At 66.2% G+C, this 21554-nt stretch carries 14 protein-coding genes; 9 read left to right on the plus strand and 5 right to left on the minus strand.

Going from position 1 to position 21554, the window contains the following annotated elements; translation table 11 throughout:
- Nucleotides 1-17: 17 nt before the first annotated feature.
- The 4 genes from IM816_RS06805 to IM816_RS06820 form a co-directional block, all read right to left on the minus strand.
- Entirely contained in the window at nt 18-1592 is a 1575-nt protein-coding gene (locus tag IM816_RS06805) for a hypothetical protein (protein ID WP_250340294.1), read from the minus strand.
- 158 nt (nt 1593-1750) lie between these two features.
- Nucleotides 1751-2995, minus strand: coding sequence for an imidazolonepropionase (gene hutI / locus IM816_RS06810; RefSeq protein WP_250340295.1), 1245 nt, complete (start codon nt 2993-2995; stop codon nt 1751-1753).
- Nucleotides 2992-4374 carry a chloride channel protein gene (locus IM816_RS06815; RefSeq protein ID WP_250340296.1) on the minus strand — a complete coding sequence of 461 codons (1383 nt, stop codon included), beginning with the start codon at nt 4372-4374 and terminating at the stop codon, nt 2992-2994. The genes hutI and IM816_RS06815 overlap by 4 nt, the downstream gene beginning before the upstream one ends.
- Nucleotides 4371-5942 (minus strand): GNAT family N-acetyltransferase, encoded by a 1572-nt coding sequence (locus IM816_RS06820; RefSeq protein ID WP_250340297.1) that lies wholly within the window; start codon nt 5940-5942, stop codon nt 4371-4373. The genes IM816_RS06815 and IM816_RS06820 overlap by 4 nt, the downstream gene beginning before the upstream one ends.
- Before the next feature lie 92 nt (nt 5943-6034).
- Between IM816_RS06820 and IM816_RS06825 the strand changes: the two genes are divergently transcribed.
- Nucleotides 6035-7387 carry a formimidoylglutamate deiminase gene (locus IM816_RS06825; protein ID WP_250340298.1) on the plus strand — a complete coding sequence of 451 codons (1353 nt, stop codon included), beginning with the start codon at nt 6035-6037 and terminating at the stop codon, nt 7385-7387.
- Here the strand turns inward: IM816_RS06825 and IM816_RS06830 are convergent.
- Nucleotides 7351-7779 (minus strand): hypothetical protein, encoded by a 429-nt coding sequence (locus tag IM816_RS06830; protein WP_250340299.1) that lies wholly within the window; start codon nt 7777-7779, stop codon nt 7351-7353. The two genes, IM816_RS06825 and IM816_RS06830, sit on opposite strands and share 37 nt — an antisense overlap.
- A gap of 500 nt (nt 7780-8279) precedes the next feature.
- Here IM816_RS06830 and asnB point away from each other — a divergent pair, with 500 nt between their 5' ends.
- The 8 genes from asnB to IM816_RS06870 all read left to right on the plus strand — a co-directional run bounded on the left by asnB (nt 8280) and on the right by IM816_RS06870 (nt 21551).
- Entirely contained in the window at nt 8280-9950 is a 1671-nt protein-coding gene (gene asnB, locus IM816_RS06835) for an asparagine synthase B (RefSeq protein ID WP_250340300.1), read from the plus strand.
- Between the two features lie 95 nt (nt 9951-10045).
- A protein-coding gene (gene prfB / locus IM816_RS06840; protein WP_143144421.1) for a peptide chain release factor 2 occupies nt 10046-11171 on the plus strand; the annotation gives its coding sequence in 2 pieces (ribosomal slippage) (nt 10046-10120 and nt 10122-11171; 1125 coding nt in all).
- A 57-nt stretch (nt 11172-11228) separates the two neighbouring features.
- Nucleotides 11229-12761, plus strand: a complete 1533-nt coding sequence (lysS, locus tag IM816_RS06845) for a lysine--tRNA ligase (RefSeq protein ID WP_250340301.1) — start codon at nt 11229-11231, stop codon at nt 12759-12761.
- Between the two features lie 23 nt (nt 12762-12784).
- Nucleotides 12785-13084, plus strand: a complete 300-nt coding sequence (locus tag IM816_RS06850) for a YciI family protein (RefSeq protein ID WP_250340302.1) — start codon at nt 12785-12787, stop codon at nt 13082-13084.
- Nucleotides 13081-13344 (plus strand): BolA family protein, encoded by a 264-nt coding sequence (locus tag IM816_RS06855; RefSeq protein ID WP_250340303.1) that lies wholly within the window; start codon nt 13081-13083, stop codon nt 13342-13344. Before IM816_RS06850 ends, IM816_RS06855 begins: the two co-directional genes overlap by 4 nt.
- 248 nt (nt 13345-13592) lie before the next feature.
- Nucleotides 13593-17093: a chromosome segregation protein SMC gene (gene smc, locus IM816_RS06860; protein WP_250340304.1), complete on the plus strand. Its 3501-nt coding sequence runs from the start codon at nt 13593-13595 to the stop codon at nt 17091-17093.
- 34 nt (nt 17094-17127) lie between these two features.
- Nucleotides 17128-18114, plus strand: coding sequence for a cell division protein ZipA (zipA, locus tag IM816_RS06865; RefSeq protein ID WP_250340305.1), 987 nt, complete (start codon nt 17128-17130; stop codon nt 18112-18114).
- Between the two features lie 164 nt (nt 18115-18278).
- Nucleotides 18279-21551, plus strand: coding sequence for a maltotransferase domain-containing protein (locus tag IM816_RS06870; RefSeq protein WP_250340306.1), 3273 nt, complete (start codon nt 18279-18281; stop codon nt 21549-21551).
- The last annotated feature ends 3 nt before the right edge of the window (nt 21552-21554 follow it).

Raw genomic sequence — 21554 nt, forward strand, 5'->3', positions numbered from 1 at the left:
GGATGCTCGGGTGGGGATCAAAGAGTGGAGCGGGCGATGGCGAGGTGGCGCAGCGATGCGGATAGGGCCTGTGCATCGTGAGCGTCGAGCGTGGCCCAACATGCGCAGGCCTCGCGCCACAGATCGAGGGCAAGGCGATCGGCTTCACCGTCGCGCCAGAGGGCTTCGCATGCCGCCGCCGCACCTTCGGCGTCGCGCGTGAGCAGGCGTGCACGGGCGACGGCCAGGCGGGCTCCCGGCGAAAGCAGGCCGGCCGCGGCGAGGCTGCGACCGAGCGAAGCGCTGATGTCGTGGTTGGCTGCGTGCTGAGGTAATGCTTCGTACGTCATCTGCGTCTGCAAACGACACGCGAGCGCTTCGACCCGGCACTCGGCGTGTTGTTCGGCGAGAAAGGCATGCACCAGCGCATGCGAGCATGCCTCGGCAGCTTCGTGCGGCGGTAACAGGCCGGCACGTCGCTGCGCCGTCTGCGCAACGAGCAAGGCGGTCTCCGGTTCCGGTCGACGCGTATGCGCCTCGTCGAGGCAGCGCTGCGCCTCCTGCAACTCGGAGAGAGATTCGGAAGACTTGCGCAACGTCGCGCGGCGCAGCCATACCTCGCCGCGACGATGAAGACCGCGAGCGATCGCATTGTCGTTGCCGATCATGAGTTGGTCGCACAGTCGATCGGCTTCATCCAGTCGTGCCGAGGCTACGGTGCCGCGCACCCACGACGCCCATGCCAGTTGCACGTCGATCAGGCTATCGATGACCGGGGGGGCGTCGCGATTCGGGTCGTTATCGTGCTCCGTCGCGAGATCACGTACGGCGAACAGCCGGGTGGCGCCGGACAACTGTTCGATTCGCGCCAGTCGTATCCGAATGAGTTGTGCGAGGCTGCGCGCGCGTTCGTCGCCGTTTTGCATGCCTAGCGCGCCTCGTGTCTCGCGCTCCATGTCGTCGAACAAGGGCTCGGCGTCGCGACGGGGTAACGCGCGAAGATGGTCGAACGACGAAGGCGATGGCGCGGCATGCGTTTCGTCGGGTACCGCGGCCGCCGTGGTGTTCTTTCGTGCCGGGGGCAACGACAGATCAACGGGATCGTTCACGATCTGCCACGGTGGCGCCTCGAAAGGCGACGTGCGGTAGACCCAGGTGGGCGAGGCATTGCGCTCGATGGGAGGCGGCGCTTCACGCGGGGCGAAACATGCGACGATCGACGGCGGTTCGGCGGACGTGGACGGCTTCTTCCTGTGCCGCCGCCACAGCACCGTCGTGAACAGGGCAAGCGCCGACAATACGCCCGCGGCAACGGCGCCCCAGCTTGCGTACGACGACCGTGTCGATCGCCGTTGGGAGCGGGCGTCTGGCAAGGACGCTGCGCTACTGCGCGCGTTGGGATAAGCGGATGCGACATGCGGCGCCTGCGCCGATGCGTCGCTCGACTGGCTGGCCTCCATGGCATCGAGCATGCGCGCGACGTCGCGCATCTGGCGCGCCCGACGTTCGCGTTCGTCCTGTTCGTCACGCCCCGCGCAGGCAGTGAGTGCGCAGGCCAGTGCCAACCAGGCGGCGAGGCGTGCGACGGTGGCCTCCCCCCATCGGGGGAGCAACGAAGAAACCTTCAACGATTATCCCTTGCGTGTCGGGCGAAGCCTGACTAGACGCTTCGTGTTCACTGACGCCGCACAGGCGAAAGTGCCGACGATGGTAAGTCGCGTCGGCGGATAGATCGATGGAAGTTTTCGGAAAAAGCGGACGAAGTGGCGGCTCAGCCGCGGTCGACGATGACGCGTTCGCCCGCGACCCAGCTCTCGCGTAGCAGGTGTCCGCCGATCCAGTAGCACAGCTCAGACGGATGACCCACGTTCCACATCGCGAGATCGGCGCGCCGCCCCACGGCGAGTACGCCGCGGTCGTCGAGACCGAGGGCGCGTGCTGCATGCACGGTCGCGCCGCGAAGGGCTTCTTCCGGGGTGAGGCGGAAAAGGGTGCACGCCATGCCCATGGCCATGCGCAACGAAAGCAGGGGGGAGGTGCCGGGATTTAGATCGGTGGCGACCGCCATCGCCACACCGTGCTCGCGGAACGCGGCGATCGGCGGCGGGCGCGTGTCGCGCAGCGCGTAGTAGGCGCCGGGCAGAAGTACGGCCACCGTGCCTGCCTTCGCCATGGCCCGGACGCCCTCGTCGCTGGTCCATTCCAGATGATCCGCGGATAGACCGCCGTAACGCGCGACCAGCGCGGCGCCGCCGAGATCCGACAATTGCTCTGCATGCAGCTTCACCGGCAGGCCGAGCGTCGTGGCCTTGTCGAACAGGCGCTGCGTCTCGGCGGGGGTGAAGCCGATACCCTCGCAGAACGCATCCACCGCATCGACGAGCCCTTCGTCGGCGAGCGAGGGCAGCATCGTGTCGCAGACCAGCGCCACGTAGTCGTCGCGTCGGCCGGTGTATTCGGGGGGAAGGGCGTGCAGGCCGAGGAAGGTCGTGCGTACGTCGATCCCGAGCGCTTCGCCGATGCGCCGCGCCACGCGCAGCATGCGTCGCTCGGCATCCGGCTCGAGTCCGTAACCCGACTTGATCTCCAACGTGGTCACGCCATCTGCGAGCAAGGCTCGGGCCCGTGGCAAGGACTGATGCAGCAGGTCGTCTTCGCCGGCGGCACGTGTGGCACGTACGCTGGACACGATGCCACCGCCGGCACGGGCGATCTCCTCGTAACTGGCGCCCTCCAGGCGTTGCTCGAACTCGCGCGCACGGTCGCCACCGAAGACGAGATGCGTATGGCAATCGACGAGGCCGGGCGTGATCCACGTACCGGGCAGCGACATGACATGCCGCGCCAGTGCATGTGGCTCGCCAGGCAGCGCGGACTGGGCACCGGCAAACACGATGCGACCATCGCGCCAACCGATGGCACCTCGTTCGATGGCGCCGTATGGCACACCGTTGTCGAGCAGTGTGGCGAGCCCGACGTCGAGGATGAGATGGTCCCAGCGCGGATCGTCGATCATGCCTGCGGTGCTCCGGCCGGCGCCTCGCGGCGCGCGCGTTCGTCGTCGTATTGGGTCACGAGCTGATCGGCGAGCGCCTTGTACACGGGCACACGGCAGACCAGCGCGGAAACGGCGCGCGCGAGCAGGCAGGCGGCCATGATCGGCAGAGCCATCTGATGGTTCGCGGTGAGTTCGAGCGAAATGACCGCGGCGGTGAGCGGTGCCTGGGTCACGCCCGCGAGGTACGAGGCCATGCCCAGCAGCACCACCGCCGACACGTCCGCGCCGGGCAGCAGATGCGCGATGTTGTCGCCTAGTCCGGCACCTACCGCGAGCGCAGGGGAGAAGATGCCGCCGGGAATGCCTGCCCACGACGACGCGATGTTGCCGAGAAACTTCAGCACGCCGAACAGGGGGCCGGTGTCGCCGTGGCCCTGGAGGATGTCACGCGCTTGCGCGTAGCCGGTGCCGTAGAGACCGTTGGCGCTCAACAGGCTGAGCAGAACCAGCGCCAGGCCGCAGATCGCGGCGAACGGCACCGGGCCGCGGGCGCGTAGACGACCGACGAAGCCACGGAAGCCCTTGGCCGACGGCAGGATCAATCGCGCGAACAGCCCGCCCGCGAGGCCGCCCACGATGCCGGTCAGCAACACCGCGAGCCACGCCTTGCCCAGCGGCAGCGTGGCGCTGACGTCACCGAAATACGCGTAGTTGCCGACGATGCCGAGCGACACCACGCCGGCCACGATCACGGCAGTGAGCAGTGTGCCGCTCATGCGGTGCTCGAAGGTGCCGGACATTTCCTCGATGGCGAACACCACACCGGCCAGCGGTGTGTTGAAGGCGGCGGCGAGGCCGGCAGCAGAGCCGGCGAGGATGAATCGGCCCGCGGCCGTGGGGTCGTCGAAACCGAAGCGACGTCCCAGCGAATAGAGCAACCCGGCGCCGACGTGGACCGTGGGGCCTTCGCGACCGACCGAGGCGCCGCCTAGCAGCGCGGCGAGGGTGAGCGCCATCTTGCCCACGGCGATCTTCAGCGAGAGCAGTCGGTTGCGGAAATCCTCGTCTTCCACTTTCAGCGCCGCGATGGCCTGCGGGATGCCCGAGCCCCGCGTGGCCTTCATCGCGCCCTGGGTCAGCCAGCAGAGCAGGGCGAACGTGGTGGGCGTGACGATGAGCGGCACCCACCAGCCGTGCGCCGCCATACCGCGGAACAGTTCGAAGGCGAAATCCGCCGCCTTCGCGAAGAACACCGCGGAAAGACCGACGAGGATGGCACCCGTCCAGAACAGAATGCGCCGCCGCCACTGCGTGGGTGAGAGCCATTCGTGGCGGCGCAGGCGTTCCAGCCGCGATGTCTGGGTCGACGCGGTGTCCACGTCCGGCGCGCCGCTCATTTGCCCTCCGTGCTGCGCGCCCAGCGCACCTGATAGAGATCGAAACGACGGTCCTTGAGGTTCTGCACGGCGCCGGAGTTACGCGCACGAGCGAGGTTCTCCAAGCGGAGGTCGGCAAACAGCACCGTCTCGATGTTTGGTGTGGAGTCTGCCGCGATGCCATCGCGGGCGAAGGGGAAGTCGCTGGGAGTCAAGATGCAGCTCTGGCCGTACTGAATGTCGAAGTTGTTCACGCCCGGAAGATTGCCCACGTTGCCGGAAAGCACGACATAGCACTGGTTCTCGATGGCGCGCGCCTGCGAGCAGTAACGAACGCGCAGATAACCTTCGCGCACGTCGGTGCAGAACGGTACGAAAAGAATCAACGCGCCCTGGTCGGTGAGATGACGGGCGACTTCCGGGAATTCCGAGTCGTAGCAGATCATCACGCCGATCGGGCCGCAGTCGGTCTGGATCGTTGCGGCGGAATCGCCACCGGTGATGTTCCAGACGTTGCGTTCGCTCGGCGTCGGATGCAGTTTCTCGCGCTCGTGGATGGAGCCGTCGCGGAGGCAGACGTAGCAGACGTTGTGAATATCGCCGTTGGGCTGCCGCGTGGGATGCGAGCCGCCAATGATGTTGATGTTGTAGTGCACGGCCAGGCGATGAAACAGCGCCTTGACCTCGTCGGTGTACTCGGAGAGACGGCGGATCGAATCCACCGGCGACAGCTCCGCATTCTCGATGGAGAGCAATTGCAGCGTCAGCAGCTCAGGGAATGCGACGAAGTCGGCGTCGTAGTCCGCGGCGATGTCCACGAAATACTCGACCTGCGTGGCGAACTCGGCGAAGGAGCCGATGCGTCGTTGCTGATACTGCACCGACGCCACACGCACGGAGTCCGGCAGGCGATGGCTCTGCGATACCCGCGGCACGTCAGGCTGGTCGTGGCGCTGCGGATTGCGCCATACCAACAGCGCGGCGTAGCCAAGCGATTCGTGGTCCGATGGCACGTACTCGCGCAGCAACCCGATCACCTCGAACCCATTGCGCAACTGGAAGCTCAGGGTGGGATCGCGCCGACTGCCATCGACCACCGCCTGGACATAAGCCTCCGCGCTGCCGTACCGGCTGATGGCTCGCGCGAGCCCGGGCATGCGCCCGCCAAACACGATGCCGCGCAGCTTCAGATCGGTACACAACCGCTTGCGCGCCATGTAGAGACGCTGGCCGATCCGCATGCCGCGGTAATCGGGATGCACCACCACTTCCATGCCGTAGAGCCAATCGCCGTTGGGATCGTGCCGCGACGCGAAACCGCCGCCGGTGATCTGCATCCAGGTATGGGGAGCGAGCGCGACGGCCTCGTTGATGCGGAACGTGGCGCAAAATCCCACGATCCGGCCTTCGTACTCGACCACGAACTGGCCTTCGGGAAAGTGGGTCTGCTGGCCTTGCAGCATTTCCGCGGAATGCCCCCACTCGGGCGTGTAGATGCGGGCGGTAAGGGCTACCAGTTCGGGGACGTCGCTGGGACGCGCCAGGCGAAGCAGCAGCTTCGGGGGATGAGCGGCGTGGGTCTCGGTCATCGCCCTATTATGCGCGTCGAGGCCGTCGGCCTCACGTCGTCGCGAAAGGCGGGCCCGGTTACCATGGCGTACCCCACTCACAGGACGCCGCCATGTCTTCCCTTTCCGTCAGCGCCGACTACCTCTGGCAGGCGGGAGCGTGGGGTGCCGGCGAGGCCCTGGGCATCTCGAGCCGACGCTTTGGCGCCTCGACGGGCGCGGCAGAACGGGTCGGGCGCTTCGTGCTGCCGGGCATGCCCAACCTGCATTCGCATGCCTTCCAGCGGGCCATGGCCGGCCTGGCCGAGCGGCGCGGTCCGGGCGAGGACAGCTTCTGGACCTGGCGCGAAACCATGTATGCGTTTGCCGAAGCGATCGATCCGGACGATATGAAGGCCATCGCCACGCAGCTCTACGTGGAGATGCTGAAAGCCGGTTACACGCAGGTCTGCGAGTTCCACTATCTGCACCACGGCCCGCGCGGCGTGCCTTATGCCGATCCCGCGGCGATGTCGCTGGCGCTCATCGAGGCGGCGAAGGAAGCGGGCATCGGTCTCACGCTGTTGCCGGTGCTGTACATGACCGGCGGCTTCGACGGGCGGCCTCTCACCGAACGTCAGCAACGCTTTCGCCACGACGTCGGCAGCTTTGTCAGTCTGCTCGAACGACTGGCACCGTTGCAGGACGACATGTTCACCCTCGGTATCGCGCTGCATTCGTTGCGCGCGGTGCCCGAAGACGCGATGCGTTCGCTGCTGGCGACCGGCATCGCGCGTTCGCTACCCATCCACATCCACATCGCGGAGCAGCTCGGCGAGGTGCAGGATTGCCTCGCGGTGCGTGGCGCGCGTCCGGTGGAGTGGCTGCTGGATCACGCAGACGTCGATCCGCGCTGGACCCTGATCCACGCGACCCACCTCACGGCACAGGAGACGCATCGCCTCGCCACCAGTGGCGCCGTGGCGGGACTGTGCCCCACCACGGAAGCCAACCTGGGCGACGGCCTGTTCCCGCTCGCGGCGTTCATCGACGCGGGAGGCACCTTCGGCATCGGCTCGGACTCGCATATCTCCGTGTCGCCGGTGGAGGAACTGCGTTGGCTGGAATACGGCCAACGCCTCGTGACCCGGCATCGCAACGTCGCCGCGCGGTCGGCCGAGGAAAGCGTGGGCACGGCGCTGTGGCAGCGTGCGTTGCACGGTGGCGCAAGGGCTGCGGGCGCAGACGTGGGCCAACTGGCAAAGGGTTCCCGCGCGGACCTGCTCGTACTCGATGACACCTCGCCGCTGCTCGCGGCACGTGGCGAAGCGGAAGTGATCGACAGTTTTCTTTTCGCAGGGAACACACCGCTGGTGCGCGACGTGATGGTCGGCGGTCAATGGCGCGTGCGCGACTTCACACACGCAGCGGAAGACGCCGTTGCGAAAGCCTACCGCGGCGTCGTGGAGAGATTGGCCGCCGCCTGACCGACCGGCCCCGACGGACACTTCGACTTGCCGTAGAGACCTTCGGCCGCGGGTTCCTGACGCGTGGCCGCCTCGGGCGAGGCATAGACCGAAACACCGAGATCGCATCCGTTCTCGCGCAAGGTGAAGCGAACGGTATCCATGCGCGTGGCAGGGGCATCGTCGAGCGAACAGGTGCTGCCTTTGGCCAGCCGCAGTGTGACCGTGTTCGCACCGGCATCGATCACCTCGAAGTGCGCATCCGTGCAACCTTTCCAGGTCAGCGTCTCCTTGCCTATGCTGAGGATGCGCAATCCCATGAAGGCGTTGCTATAGGGTTCCCAATCGCCGGCAAGCCAGGCCGGTGCGGGTTGAGCGGAAGAGATCAGGGCGAAGGCGATCAAGGCGTGCATGTGCCGATGGTAGCGCTATGAACGGAGGGGCGTTACGGCATGGTCATGGGTCGTGAAGTTCGACGGTCAACGCGAAGCCGATCGCTTCCTTTGTGGTGGGAGCCAGCCTGCTGGCGATAGGTGTTCGCGAGCGTGCAGCTACCGCCGGATCGCCAGCAGGCTGGCTCCCACCGGGTCTGCGAGGGCGTGATCGCATGGTTGACGTGAGCGGCCTCGAAGGGCTGCGTTCGGGTCCGTACGGACCGGCTCGATCGCAGACTCGCCGTATTCGCAGTGACTCACGTCGCTTTGAAACGGACACTTGCCTCGCCCCCCGGATCGTGTTCTAGTCGGCCCATGCTTCGCATCGCCGCCAATAACGCCAATACCAATAATGCCCGGAACCTCGGGAGGGTCGGCGTGTAGGCGGTTGCAAGTGAAACCACCGGAATACACGAAAGGCCCGCCCTCACCAGGCGGGCCTTTTTCTTTGTGCAGTGTCTAAGCAGGAGAGCAAGACCATGTGTTCAATCTTCGGGATGTTCGGGCTCGCGGCCGGCGACGATCTTGTCGCGTTGCGGGCGCAGGCCATGGCGCTTTCGCAGCGGCAGCGTCATCGCGGGCCGGACTGGAGCGGCGTGTACGTGGACGATGGCGCCATCCTCGTGCACGAGCGGCTGGCGATCGTCGATCCGGCCAGTGGCGCACAGCCGCTGCGTTCGCCGGAGGGCGACCTCGCATTGGCCGTGAACGGCGAGATCTACAACCATCGCGAACTGCGCGCCGCGAGCGACTACGCCTTCACCACCGGCTCCGATTGCGAAGTGATCAACGCGTTGTATCGCGAGCACGGTGTCGATTTCCTGGGCAAGCTCAACGGTATCTTCGCCTTTGCGTTGTGGGACGCAGGGCGCCGTCGGGTGTTGATCGCCCGCGATCCGATGGGCGTCTGCCCGCTCTATTGGGGACACGATAAGGAAGGGCGCCTGTGCGTGGCCTCGGAGATGAAGTCGCTGGTGGGTGTGTGCGCCGATGTGGCGCCGTTCCCGCCGGGGCATGTCTACGACAGCGAGCGAGGTGAGGCGCAGCCGTATTGGACTCCGGCGTGGCGCGACTACGACGCCACCCGTGGCAAGACGATCGAACCCGCGGCCTTGCGCGCAGCGTTCGAAGCCGCGGTACATCGGCAGATGATGACCGACGTGCCGTACGGCGTGCTTCTTTCGGGCGGCCTCGATTCGTCGCTGGTCGCTGCCGTGGCCGCAGGCTTTGCCCGCCGCCGTATCGAAGAGGACGACCGCGGCGAGGCGTGGTGGCCGCGCCTGCATTCCTTCGCGATCGGCCTCGAAGGATCGCCGGACCTGGCGGCGGCCGAGGTCGCGGCGGAGGCCCTGGGCACGGTGCATCACGGTTTCCGCTACACGTTCGAAGAAGGGCTCGACGCACTACCCGAAGTCATCCGTCATATCGAGACCTATGACGTCACCACCATTCGCGCGTCTACGCCGATGTTCCTGCTGGCGCGGCGGATCAAGGCCATGGGCGTGAAGATGGTGCTCTCCGGCGAAGGCTCGGACGAAGTGTTCGGCGGCTATCTGTACTTCCACAAGGCGCCCTCGGCGCGCGCGTTCCATGAGGAAACGGTCCGCAAGTTGGACGCGCTGCATTACTACGACTGCCTGCGTGCGAACAAATCGATGTCTGCCTGGGGCGTGGAAGCGCGAGTGCCGTTCCTCGACACCGAGTTCCTGCAGACCGCGATGGCCTTCGATGCCGAGGCCAAGATGGTGGCCCGCAAGGGGATCGAGAAGGGCATTCTCCGCGAAGCCTTCGAGGGCGCCTTGCCGCCGTCGATCCTATGGCGGCAGAAGGAGCAGTTCAGCGATGGCGTCGGCTACGGCTGGATCGACGGCCTGAAGGCGCACGCCGAAGCGATGGTCACGGACCGCGAATTCGCCGCCGCCGCGGCGCGCTTTCCGTTCAACACCCCGGCGACCAAGGAGGCCTATTTTTATCGCAGCCTCTTTGAAACGCATTTTCCTGGGGAGGCCTGCGCGGCGACGGTGCCGGGCGGCAAGTCGATTGCCTGCTCGTCGCCGGCCGCCCTCGCCTGGGACCCGTCCTTCGCTGCGGCCGCCGACCCGTCGGGCCGGGCCGTGCGTGGCGTGCATCGGGAGGCGCTGCCTGGCTGAGCGGTGGCTGCTGCGCTGCGGCGACGGCGTGAATTTGCTAGGATTGGCCGCTTTAGCCGGGCCCTCCCACGCCCGCATACCAGGCCAGCCACACCATGATCGAGATCAATCCGATCCTTGCGCAGATTGCGGACCTCAAGGGCCGCGTCGAGTCGCTTAGGGGGTATCTTTGACTACGCCGTCAAGAAAGAACGGCTAGAAGAAGTCAATCGCGAACTGGAGAGCCCCAACGTCTGGGACGATCCGAAGCGCGCGCAGGAGCTGGGCCGCGAGCGCGCCCAGCTCGATACCATCGTCACCGGCATCGATGAGATGACCGCTTCGCTGGACGACGCGAAGGAACTGCTCGACATGGCCGCCGCCGATGGCGACGAGGCCACGGTGCAGTCCATCGTCGATGACCTGAACAAGGTCGACGCGCGCGTGAGCAAGCTCGAATTCCAGCGCATGTTCTCCGGCAAGCTCGACGCCGCCCCGGCGTTCGTCGACATCCAGGCGGGCGCCGGTGGCACCGAGGCGCAGGACTGGGCGGAAATGCTCCTGCGCATGTACCTGCGCTGGGCGGAGTCGCGCGGCTGGAAGGCCGAGCTTATGGAAGTCTCCGGAGGCGAAGTCGCGGGCATCAAGTCCGCCACGTTCCGTGTGGAAGGCGACTACGCCTATGGCTGGCTCAAGACCGAGATCGGCGTGCATCGCCTTGTGCGCAAGAGCCCGTTCGACTCGGACAATCGTCGCCACACCAGCTTTACCTCCGTGTTCGTTTCGCCGGAAGTCGACGACGACATCGAGATCGACATCAATCCGGCCGACCTGAGGACCGACGTCTACCGTTCGTCCGGTGCAGGCGGTCAGCACGTGAACAAGACGGAATCGGCGGTGCGTATCACGCACGTCCCGACGAACACTGTCGTAGCCTGCCAGACCGAGCGCAGCCAGCACGCCAACCGCGACCGCGCCATGAAGATGCTCAAGGCCAAGTTGTACGAGTTGGAAGTGCAGAAGCGCAACGCGGAGAAGGATGCGCTGGAAGCCACCAAGTCCGACATCGGCTGGGGCAGCCAGATCCGCAACTACGTGCTCGACCAGTCGCGCATCAAGGACCTCCGCACCGGCATCGAACGCTCCGACACGCAGAAGGTGCTCGATGGCGACCTGGACGAATTCGTCGAAGCCAGCCTCAAGGCCGGTCTCGAAGCCGGTTCCAAGCGCGTCGATGCCTGATCCACGCGGGGCGCCTCCGCGCCCCGCTTCCCACCCCGAGAAGTTGCCAACCAAGCCATGACCGAAAACGCCAACGCCGAAGCCTCCGCCATCGCTGCCGACGAGAACCGCCTCATCGCCGAGCGCCGCGAGAAACTGAAAGCGCTGCGCGCGCAGGGCATTGCCTATCCGAACGACTTCAAGGTAGACAGCTTTGCCGGCGACCTTCAAGCCGAGTTCGCCGACAAGGACACCTGGACCGCTGAGGCGATCGAAGCTTCGCCGCGTCGCGTGGCGGTGGCCGGTCGCATCATCCTCATGCGCGGGCAGGGCAAGGTCAGCTTCGTGCAGATGCAGGACGGCACCGGCCGCATCCAGCTTTTCGTCCATCAGGGCACGCTCGGCGAAGAAGCCTACGACGCGTTCAAGCGCTGGGACCTGGGCGATATCGTTGGCGCTACCGGTACCGTGATGCGCACCAAGACGGGCGAGCTGTCGATCAAGGTCGATGCGATCCGCCTGCTGACCAAGTCGCTGCGCGGCCTGCCGGATAAGCACCACGGTCTGGCCGACGTGGAGCAGCGGTACCGCCAGCGCTACGTGGACCTCATCGTCACCGAGGAATCCCGGCGCACCTTTGCGCTTCGCTCGAAGATCATCAGCCACGTGCGCCGCTGGCTCGAAGCGGAGCCGCGTCGCTTCATGGAAGTGGAAACGCCGATGATGCATGTGATCCCCGGCGGGGCCACGGCACGGCCGTTCACCACCCATCACAACGCGCTCGATATCCCCTTGTTCCTACGCGTGGCGCCGGAGCTTTACCTCAAGCGTCTGGTGGTCGGCGGTTTCGATCGCGTTTACGAGATCAACCGCAATTTCCGCAACGAGGGCGTGTCCACGCGGCACAACCCCGAGTTCACGATGCTCGAGCTGTACCAGGCCTATGCCACGTACCACGAGGTGATGGACCTGACCGAGGGCATGATCCGCTCGGCCGCCGTCGAGGTGGTGGGTCACACCGCCATCGAATGGGACGGCGCCACCGTGGACCTCGGTCCCGCGTTCCGTCGCTGGCGCATGGAAGACGCGGTGCTGGAACTCAACCCGGAGATCAGGCCCGGCGAGTTGCGCGATCGCGAGGCCATGGCGGCGCATGCGACGCGCCTCGGTATCCACGTGAAGCCGACATACGGCTGGGGCAAGCTGTTGCTGGAAATCTTCGAGACGACGGTGGAGCACACGCTGATCCAGCCCACCTTCATCACCGATCACCCGGTGGAGGTCTCGCCGCTGGCGCGCGAGAGCGACACCGACAAGGGCATCACCGATCGCTTCGAGCTGTTCATCAACGGCAAGGAGATCGCCAACGGCTTCTCGGAACTCAACGATTCCGAAGACCAGGCGGCGCGTTTCCAGGCCCAGGTCGATGCCAAGGATGCCGGCGACGACGAAGCCATGCATTTCGATGCCGACTACATCCGCGCGCTCGAAGTCGGCCTGCCGCCCACCGGCGGCCTCGGCGTCGGTATCGACCGCCTCGTCATGCTGCTCACCGGTTCGTCGTCCATCCGCGACGTGCTGCTGTTCCCGACCATGCGTCCCGAGGCCTGAGCCTCGCACCCGGAGCTATCCCCATGCTGTATGCCATCGTCGCTCTCGATCACCCGAACTCGCTGGAAAACCGACTGGCTGCGCGGCCGGCGCATCTGGCGCGCCTGAATGCGCTCAAGGACGAGGGGCGGCTGAAGCTGGCCGGTCCGTTCCCCGCGGTCGACTCGGAAGACCCGGGTGCGGCGGGTTTCAGCGGCAGCATGATCGTGGCGGAGTTCGTCGATCTGCCCACCGCCAAGGCCTGGGCCGACGCCGATCCCTACGTGGCGGCCGGCGTCTATCGTGAGGTGACCGTCCGTCCGTTCAAGGCCGTGCTGCCGTGAGCGTCGAAAAGGTCGAACGCATCCGTCAGTTGCTGACCGAGGCCCTGGCCCCGGTCGAGCTGGATGTGATCGACGAAGGCCACAAGCACGTAGGCCATTCGGGGCAGGGCAAGGGGCATTTCTTCGCTCGCATCGTCAGCCCGGCTTTCGCGGGCAAGAACCCGATCCAGCGTCACCGCATGGTCTACGAGGCGCTGGGGGACATGATGCCGGACGGCATCCACGCGTTATCCATCGAGGCTCGCGCGCCCGGGGAATGATCGCCTGGCGCGTAGGAGCCGCCATGGCGGCGAGGAAAACCTGGCCGCGCTCTCGCAAGATTTCCCTCGCCGCTGTAGCGGCTCCTACGGGCGAGCGGGTGCCTGACGCCAAATAGAACAACAGGTTGCCAACGTTTCTTCGGGTAATCTCGCGTATTGCGCGCCCCGTCCCCCTTTGGCAAAGTGGTCGACCAGCCAGGGGGAGGCTCCCGAACGGAGTCCACGGCCGCGTCCCAACGGAAACCATAATGCGTCTGACCACGATCAAGCTGGCGGGATTCAAGTCCTTCGTCGACCCCACCACGCTGCACCTGCCCACCAATATGACCGGCGTCGTCGGCCCCAATGGCTGCGGCAAGTCGAACATCATCGACGCCATCCGCTGGGTCATGGGCGAGTCGGCCGCCAGCCGCTTGCGTGGCGATTCGCTCACCGACGTCATCTTCTCCGGTTCCAGCGCACGCAAGCCCGTCGGCCAGGCGGCGGTGGAACTCATCTTCGACAACAGCGACGCCACCATCCAGGGCGAATACGCCAGCTTTGCCGAGATCTCGGTCAAGCGCGTGGTGAGTCGCGACGGTCAATCCGCCTATTTCCTCAATGGCGGGCGCTGCCGTCGCCGTGACATCACCGATCTGTTCCTGGGCACCGGCCTGGGACCGCGTTCCTACTCGATCATCGAGCAGGGCATGATCAGCCAGATCATCGAAGCCGCGCCGGAAGAACTCCGCACCCACCTCGAGGAAGCCGCCGGCATCTCGAAGTACAAGGAGCGGCGCAAGGAAACCGAGAGCCGCATCAAGTCCACCCGCGAGAACCTCGATCGCGTACGCGACGTGCGCGACGAGGTGGAAAAACAGCTCGACCACCTCAATCGCCAGGCTCGCGCGGCCGAACGCTGGAAGGCCTTCAAGGAAGAACATACCCGCCGCGAGGCCGAGCTTCGCGCACTGGAATACCGCACGCTGCATCGCCAGCACGAGGGTGAGGGCTCCGGCCTGCGCGAGGCGGAACTCGAAATCGAGAAGCATCTCGCCGGGCAGCGCCAGGTCGAGGCGCAGCTGGAAAGCGTGCGCGAGCGCCATCAGGGCGCCAGCGAGCATCTTAATCAGGTGCAGGCAGAGGTGTACAAGGTCGGTGCCGAGATCGCCCGCGTGGAGCAGCAGGTCCGGCACAACCGCGACCTCAACGAGCGGTTGACCCGTTCACGTGCCGACGCCGAGCGCGAATACGAAGAACTCCGCGGTCACATCGAGACCGATCGCGAGCAGGTAGAAACCCTGCGCATGGCGCTGGCCGAAGGCGAACCGAAGCTGGAGGCGCTGCAGCAGATCCAGGACGAAACCGGCGAGGTCCAGCGCGCCACGGAAGCCCGGCTGGCCGACTGGCAGCAACGCTGGGACGCGCACACACGCGGCGCCTCCGAATCCAGCCGCGCGGCGGAAGTGGAGCGCACGAAGCTGGCCTATCTCGACCGTCAGGCGGTCGATCTATCCAAGCGCCGCGAAGCGCTCGAAGCCGAGCAGCGCGCCACCGACGTTGCCGCGCTCGATGCCGCGGCGGAACAACTGGAAACGGAACACGACACGCAGCGCGAGCGAGTGGAACAGCTCGGCGGCGTGCTCGATCAGCACAAGGTCTCCTACGAGCGGGTGCTGGACGAAGAACGCCAGGTGCAGTCGGCGCTCAACGATGCCCGCCAGCAGTTGCAGACGGCGCGCGGCCGGCAGGCGTCGCTCGAAGCATTGCAGAGCGCGGCACTGGGCCAGGAAGAATCCGCCGCCAGCGGCTGGCTGGCAAAGCTCGGTCTGGATCGTTCGCGGCGTCTCGGCGAATCCCTGCAGGTCGATGCGGGCTATGAATCCGCCGTGGAAACCGTGCTTGCCGGCGTGCTCGACGGCGTGCTCGTCGATGCCCCGGAAGCCCTGACCTCCGAGTTCTCGGCCCTGGGTCAGGCCGATGTGGCTCTGTTCGCAAAGGCTGCCGGCGGTCCCGGCACGGCCGGCACGCTCGCGGCGCACGTGCGTGGTCCGTTGGCCGCAGTGAACCTGCTGAGCCAGGTGTGGGTCGCCGATTCCGTGGAAGATGCGGCGGCGCGCGTGCCGACGCTGGCCGCGCATCAATCGGTGATCACCCGTGACGGCGCCTGGATGGGGCCGGGCTGGGCGCGTGTGCTGCGTGCGCAGGGCAATCAGGTGGGTGTGCTCGCGCGCGAACGCGACATCCGTCAGCTCGCCGAGCAGATCGAAACGCTTGAGGCCTCCATCGAGGAGCGCACCGAACAACTCGAAGACCTGCGCGCGCGCAAGGTCGAAACCGAGCGTCAGCGCGACGACGCGCAACGCGACCTGTATGCCGCCCATCGCCGTCTTTCGGAGCTGGCGGGACAGTTGCAGAGCCAGCGCGGCAAGATGGAAACGGCACGCGCGCGCGCTGAAAAGGTCGGTGGCGAGATTTCCGCCATCGTCGATCAGCTCGACGAACTGGAAGGCCAGACCCGCGAAGCCCGTGCACGTCTCGATGAGGCCGTCGGCCACATGGGCGACCGCGAAGACGAACGCCGCGGCCTGGAAAACGAGCGACGCGAACTGCTCGAAGCGCGCGAAGAGGCGCGCATCAATGCACGCGAAGCCGCCGACCAGGCGCATCAGCTTGCTTTGAGCATGGAATCCAAGCGCGCCGCACTTGCCTCGCTCGAACAGGCGCTGGGTCGCCTGGATGCGCAGATGCGCCAGGTCGTGGCGCGCCGCGACGAGATCGACCAGCAGCTTGCCGCGGGCTCCGATCCCATTGCGGAACTGGAAGCCGAACGACAGACCTATCTCGATCAACGCCTGCTGGTGGATCGCCAGCTGGTGGACGCCCGCCGTGCGCTGGAAGACTGCGACGCAGAATTCCGTCGTCTGGAGCAGGAACGTCAGCGCATCGAGCACGTGCTCAACCAGGTTCGCGAGAGCGTCTCGGAGAAGCGACTCGCAGCCCAGGCCTTGCAGCTTCGTGCCGAACAACTGGCCCAGGCCATCGTTGCGTCCGGCCTGGAACTCGATGCGTTGCTCACGGAACTGGCCGAAGACGCCGAGCCGGAGCACTGGCAGCGGCAGCTTGCCGACCTCTCGCAGAAGATCGCGCGCCTCGAGCCGGTGAACCTGGCGGCCATTCAGGAGCACGCCGAGCAGTCGCAGCGCAAGGAATACCTCGACGCGCAGTTGGCCGACCTTGGCAGCGCCCTCGAAACCCTCGAAGGCGCGATCAAGAAGATCGACCGTGAGACGCGGCAGCGCTTCAAAGAGACCTTCGACCGCGTGAATGCTGGCGTGCAGGAACTGTTCCCGCGCCTGTTCGGTGGTGGCCATGCGTACCTGGAACTCACCGGCGAGGACCTCCTCGACACTGGCGTTGCCATCATGGCGCGCCCGCCGGGCAAGCGGGTCTCCAACATCACGCTGTTGTCCGGTGGTGAGAAAGCGCTCACGGCCGTGTCGCTCGTGTTCGCGATCTTCGGCCTGAACCCGGCGCCGTTCTGCCTGCTCGACGAGGTGGATGCGCCGCTCGACGAAGCCAACGTCGGGCGCTTCTCCGCCATGGTTCGCGAGATGAGCGAGAAGGTGCAATTCATCTTCGTGAGCCACAACAAGGCCACGATGGAGGCCGCGCATCAGCTCTGCGGCGTTACCATGCGCGAACCGGGCGTGTCGCGTCTCGTCCAGGTCGATCTGGCCGAGGCGTCCAAGCTGGCCGGCGTCGCCTAAGCATCAGAGCGTTTTTCTGCAAGGAATCGAATTCATGAATCCCGCCATCGGCCTCGCCTGGAACCCTGCCGTCGGCATTCCGATGCTCTTCGTTGGCATCGTCGTGCTCGTTCTGCTCTGGCTGTTCGGGCAGCCGCGCAAGGAGCAGGGCCGGCGCAAGCCGGTGGAACAGCCGGAGCGCGCACGCGAGCGGCGCGAACCGGTGTTCGGCGACGAAGCCGACGAGGATGTGGCGGTCGAGGCTCCCTTTGCCGCCCGCGACGACGCCGACGACCCCTTGTTCACCCCGCGGCCCGCGCAGGGCGAACTCGACGTGGACCTGCGCGCCGAACTGGAGCGCCTGGGTGCGTCGCTGGCTGGCGAACGTACCGCGTCGGCCGCCCCGGTCCTGCCCGACGAGGCCGCGCCGCGCCCGCCTCGCGTGGACCCTCGCCTGGATCTGCCGTTCGATATCGACGAGCCGGTGAGCCCTGTCGCCGCTCCGGTGCCGACTCCGGCCCCCGCTCCCGTTCCGCCCCCCGCGCCGCCGAAGGCGCCGCCGCGCTCCGATCTCGGCCGCCGCCCGCCGCACGCGCCGGTGGAACGCATCGTCAGCCTTTACGTCGTGGCGCGCGAAGGCATCAAGTTCCAGGGCGCCGACCTGGTCGTCGCCGCCGAGAAGGCCGGTCTCGAATTCGGAGACATGGGTATCTACCACCGCCTGGTGGACGGTCATCCGGAACAGGGGCCGATCTTCAGCGTGGCGAACCTCGTCAAGCCCGGCAATTTCGACATGGCGCGCATCGCCACGCTGCAGACGCCGGGCCTGTCCTTCTTCATGGCCTTGCCGGGCCCGGTGCCTGCGCTCGATGCGTGGGATGCGATGCTGCCCACCGCGCAGCGTCTGGCCGAACTGCTCGACGGCCTGGTGCTCGATGAGGAGCGCAATGCCCTCGGACGCCAGCGCATCGCACACATTCGCGACGAACTGCGCGGATGGGACCGCGGCCACGAGGCCGAGGAAATCAAGTTCGGCCAATAAGCGCGCGCCCGCGCTGCCTGCGTAAGAAAACACGCGTTGCGGCATTCACATTGCCGCAACGCCCGGATGCGTCACTGTCATGACCTTCGCGTGCCCGGGTCATTGGCGCGATGCACACATCCGGCCCGGCATGCTTGTGTCCTTCTGCCAGGAACGCGAGTCACATGCCGGCCAGCCCGAGTGCGCCTTTCCGAATCTATTACCTGCATCCGCTGCTTGCGGGGCCATTGACGGCCTGGACCGCGTGGATCGAACACGCTGCAAGCCTGGGCTTCCGCCAACTGCTGGTGGCGCCTCCCTTCGACACGTCGCCCTGTGGCGACGTTTTCGTCACCCGCGACTTCGATCGCATGAATCCGGCCATCGCCGGCGATGGCGACGCCACGACGCGGCTGGCCCAGATTGCCAAGGCGTGCCGCGCGCACGATCTGGAACTCTGGCTGGACCTTCCGCTCGACGAACTGGCCGCCGATGCGCCGGTTCGCCATGAGCATCCGGCGTGGTTCCGTGCAGTCGCCGATCAGCAACATGGCACGCCCGATCCGCGCTGGACGCCGAGCGAGAGCGACAGTGCGCGGTGGCGACTCAACGATCCCGACGTGGTCGACGAGGCCACGGACTGGTGGATCGATCGGTTGCGTGCCTGGACGAAGGCGGGGGTCTCGGGCTACCGCGTGATCCATCCGCAGCGGCTGCGCGCGTCGGTATGGAACACCTTGATCGACGCCGTCCGCGAGGACGCCTCGGTGGCGTTCCTCGCCTGGACGCCCGGCACCACACCCGACGAACTGGTCGCGCTGCGCGGCGCACGGTTCGACGCTGTGGTCTCGTCGGCCAACTGGTGGGACTTCCGGGCTCCCTGGTACGCCGAGGAAGTCGAGCGGCTGGCGGCGATCGCCCCCTCGCTGGCCTGTACCGAAGAACCCTTCGGGGCCAGGCTGGGCGATGCACTTGGGGAAGAGAATCAGCGCGATCACGCCTACCGTCGCGCGATCGCTTTCAGTGCTACCGCGCCGGCGGGGTGGATGATGCCGGTGGGGTTCGAATATGCGCTTCACGACCCGATCGACCCGCGCCGCGGTCATCCGCTTTCCCCCGCGGAACTGGGCAAGGGTGCGCTGCTGGACCTCACCGAGGCGGTGAAAAAGGCAAACGCCGCGGTGCCGAATCGCGTGCTGGCGCCCCCGCATCTGTCGATCCAGCAGGGCGTGGCAGCGTTTCTCACCGTGGAAGGTAACGATCCGCGCACCGCGCCGCTGGCGAGGTTGACGCTGGTGAACGCTTCATTGGATCGCGATGCGCCGTTCGCCGCCGCGCACGCCTTGATGGGCGCGGCAGGGCACTTCTCGCCGTGGACGACGCCGGACGGCAGAAAGGTATTCGACCAGGGCGAGGGTATCTGCCTGGCACCCGGCGAGGTACTCACACTGACCGGCACGCCGTCTGTGCCGGTCAAGCGCAAGCAGGGCGCGTCGGTGCAGAAAGAAATGTTGCAGGCGGCCTCGCGTGCGCCGCGGGTGGTGATCGAAGCGGTGCAGCCGATCGTCGACGGCGGCCAGTTTCCCGCCAAGCGCGTCGTCGGCGAGGCCATCGTCGTCACCGCCGACATCTTCATGGACGGCCACGACGTGCTTGCCGCACGCCTGCGTTATCGCGCCGTGGACGAGAAGGCTTGGCGCGAAACACCGATGGAGCTGGTGAACAACGACATCCACACCGCCAGTTTCACGCCTACCCGTATCGGGCGGTACGAATTCCAGGTGGAAGCGTGGCGCGACCCTTTCGCCACCTACCGGCACGAACTCGAACTGAAGCACGAGGCGAACGTGCCGATCGCGCTGGAGCTGGAGGAGGGGCGTCTTTTGGTGGAGAACCGCGCCGCCGCGGCAGCCGGCCCCCGCGCAAAGGCCTTGCGCCAACTCGCCGCCGCCGTGGGCAAGGTCGATGGCGATGAGCGCGTGGAGATACTGCTCGACGACGCCACGCTCGCCCTCATGACCGCGACCGATCCGCGCGACCGCGCGACCACGACCGACGCCTACCTCGTCGAAGTGGATCGTCGCGAGGCGGTCTTCGCCAGCTGGTACGAGTTGTTCCCGCGCTCCATGACGGACGACAAGCTCCATCACGGCACGTTCCGCAACACGATCGCGCGTTTGCCGGCGATTCGGGACATGGGCTTCGACGTGCTGTACTTCCCGCCGATCCACCCGATCGGCAAGGCGTTCCGCAAAGGCCCGAACAATACGCTGACGCCGGGCCCCGACGATCCGGGTAGCCCGTATGCGATCGGCTCACCCGATGGCGGACACACGGCCATCCACCCGCAGTTGGGCACGCTCGACGACTTCCGTGCGCTGCGCGACGCGGCGCATGAGCATGGTCTGGAGCTGGCACTCGACTTTGCCATCCAGTGCTCGCCGGATCATCCCTGGCTCAAGGAACACCCGGAGTGGTTCGACTGGCGCCCCGACGGCAGCATCAAGTACGCGGAAAACCCGCCCAAGAAATACCAGGACATCGTCAACGTCGACTTCTACGCCGATGGCGCGATTCCGTCGCTGTGGCAGGCCTTGTGCGACGTGGTGCTGTTCTGGGCGGCGGAGGGCGTTCGTACGTTCCGCGTCGATAACCCGCACACGAAGCCGTTCCCTTTCTGGGAATGGATGATTGCGAGGGTGCGCGCGAAGTATCCCGATGCGCTGTTCCTGTCCGAGGCCTTCACTCGGCCCAAGCCGATGTATCGCCTCGCCAAGGCGGGCTTCAGCCAGTCGTATACCTACTTCACCTGGCGCAATACGAAGCGCGAGTTCATCGACTACCTCACCGAACTGACGACGACGCCACCGAAGGACTTCTTCCGTCCGAACTTCTTCGTCAACACGCCCGATATCAATCCGTACTTCTTGCAGACCTCGGGGCGCCCCGGCTTTCTCATCCGCGCGGCGCTGGCAACGACGCTGTCCGGGTTATGGGGCATGTATTCGGGATTCGAGGTGTGCGAAGCGGCGCCGGTGCCGGGGAAAGAGGAATACCTCGATTCGGAGAAGTACGAGATCCGTATCCGCGATTTCACGGCGCCCGGAAACATCGTGGCGGAGATCACACGCCTGAATCGCATTCGCCGCGCGCATCCTGCCTTGCAGACGCATCTCGGTGTGCGCTTCCTGCCGGCGAACAACGATCAGGTGCTGTTCTTCGAGAAGCGCGCAGGCGACGATCTCGTGCTGGTGGCGATCAGCATGGACCCCCACAACGCGCAAGCGGCGGACCTGACGTTGCCGCTGAGCGACTGGGACCTCGCCGCCGACGCGACGCTCGATGTCACCGACCTTCTGCACGACCAATCCCTCACCTGGCGCGGAACGACACAGCATGTATGGCTAGGCCTCGGCCAGCCTTATGCGGTGTGGCACGTGCGGCTTTCCGGAGTCTGATTC

Origin of the sequence: Luteibacter flocculans (assembly GCF_023612255.1) — a bacterium.
Taxonomy (GTDB): domain Bacteria; phylum Pseudomonadota; class Gammaproteobacteria; order Xanthomonadales; family Rhodanobacteraceae; genus Luteibacter; species Luteibacter flocculans.

Excerpts from the sequence above, each read along its gene's own strand:
- zipA (WP_250340305.1), top strand. The coding sequence starts at position 17,128 with ATGAATCCCGCCATCGGCCTCGCCTGGAACCCTGCCGTCGGCATTCCG.
- asnB (WP_250340300.1), top strand. The coding sequence starts at position 8,280 with ATGTGTTCAATCTTCGGGATGTTCGGGCTCGCGGCCGGCGACGATCTT.
- hutI (WP_250340295.1), bottom strand. The coding sequence starts at position 2,995 with ATGATCGACGATCCGCGCTGGGACCATCTCATCCTCGACGTCGGGCTC.
- IM816_RS06830 (WP_250340299.1), bottom strand. The coding sequence starts at position 7,779 with ATGCACGCCTTGATCGCCTTCGCCCTGATCTCTTCCGCTCAACCCGCA.
- IM816_RS06815 (WP_250340296.1), bottom strand. The coding sequence starts at position 4,374 with ATGAGCGGCGCGCCGGACGTGGACACCGCGTCGACCCAGACATCGCGG.
- lysS (WP_250340301.1), top strand. The coding sequence starts at position 11,229 with ATGACCGAAAACGCCAACGCCGAAGCCTCCGCCATCGCTGCCGACGAG.
- smc (WP_250340304.1), top strand. The coding sequence starts at position 13,593 with ATGCGTCTGACCACGATCAAGCTGGCGGGATTCAAGTCCTTCGTCGAC.
- IM816_RS06850 (WP_250340302.1), top strand. The coding sequence starts at position 12,785 with ATGCTGTATGCCATCGTCGCTCTCGATCACCCGAACTCGCTGGAAAAC.
- IM816_RS06825 (WP_250340298.1), top strand. The coding sequence starts at position 6,035 with ATGTCTTCCCTTTCCGTCAGCGCCGACTACCTCTGGCAGGCGGGAGCG.
- IM816_RS06820 (WP_250340297.1), bottom strand. The coding sequence starts at position 5,942 with ATGACCGAGACCCACGCCGCTCATCCCCCGAAGCTGCTGCTTCGCCTG.
- IM816_RS06870 (WP_250340306.1), top strand. The coding sequence starts at position 18,279 with ATGCCGGCCAGCCCGAGTGCGCCTTTCCGAATCTATTACCTGCATCCG.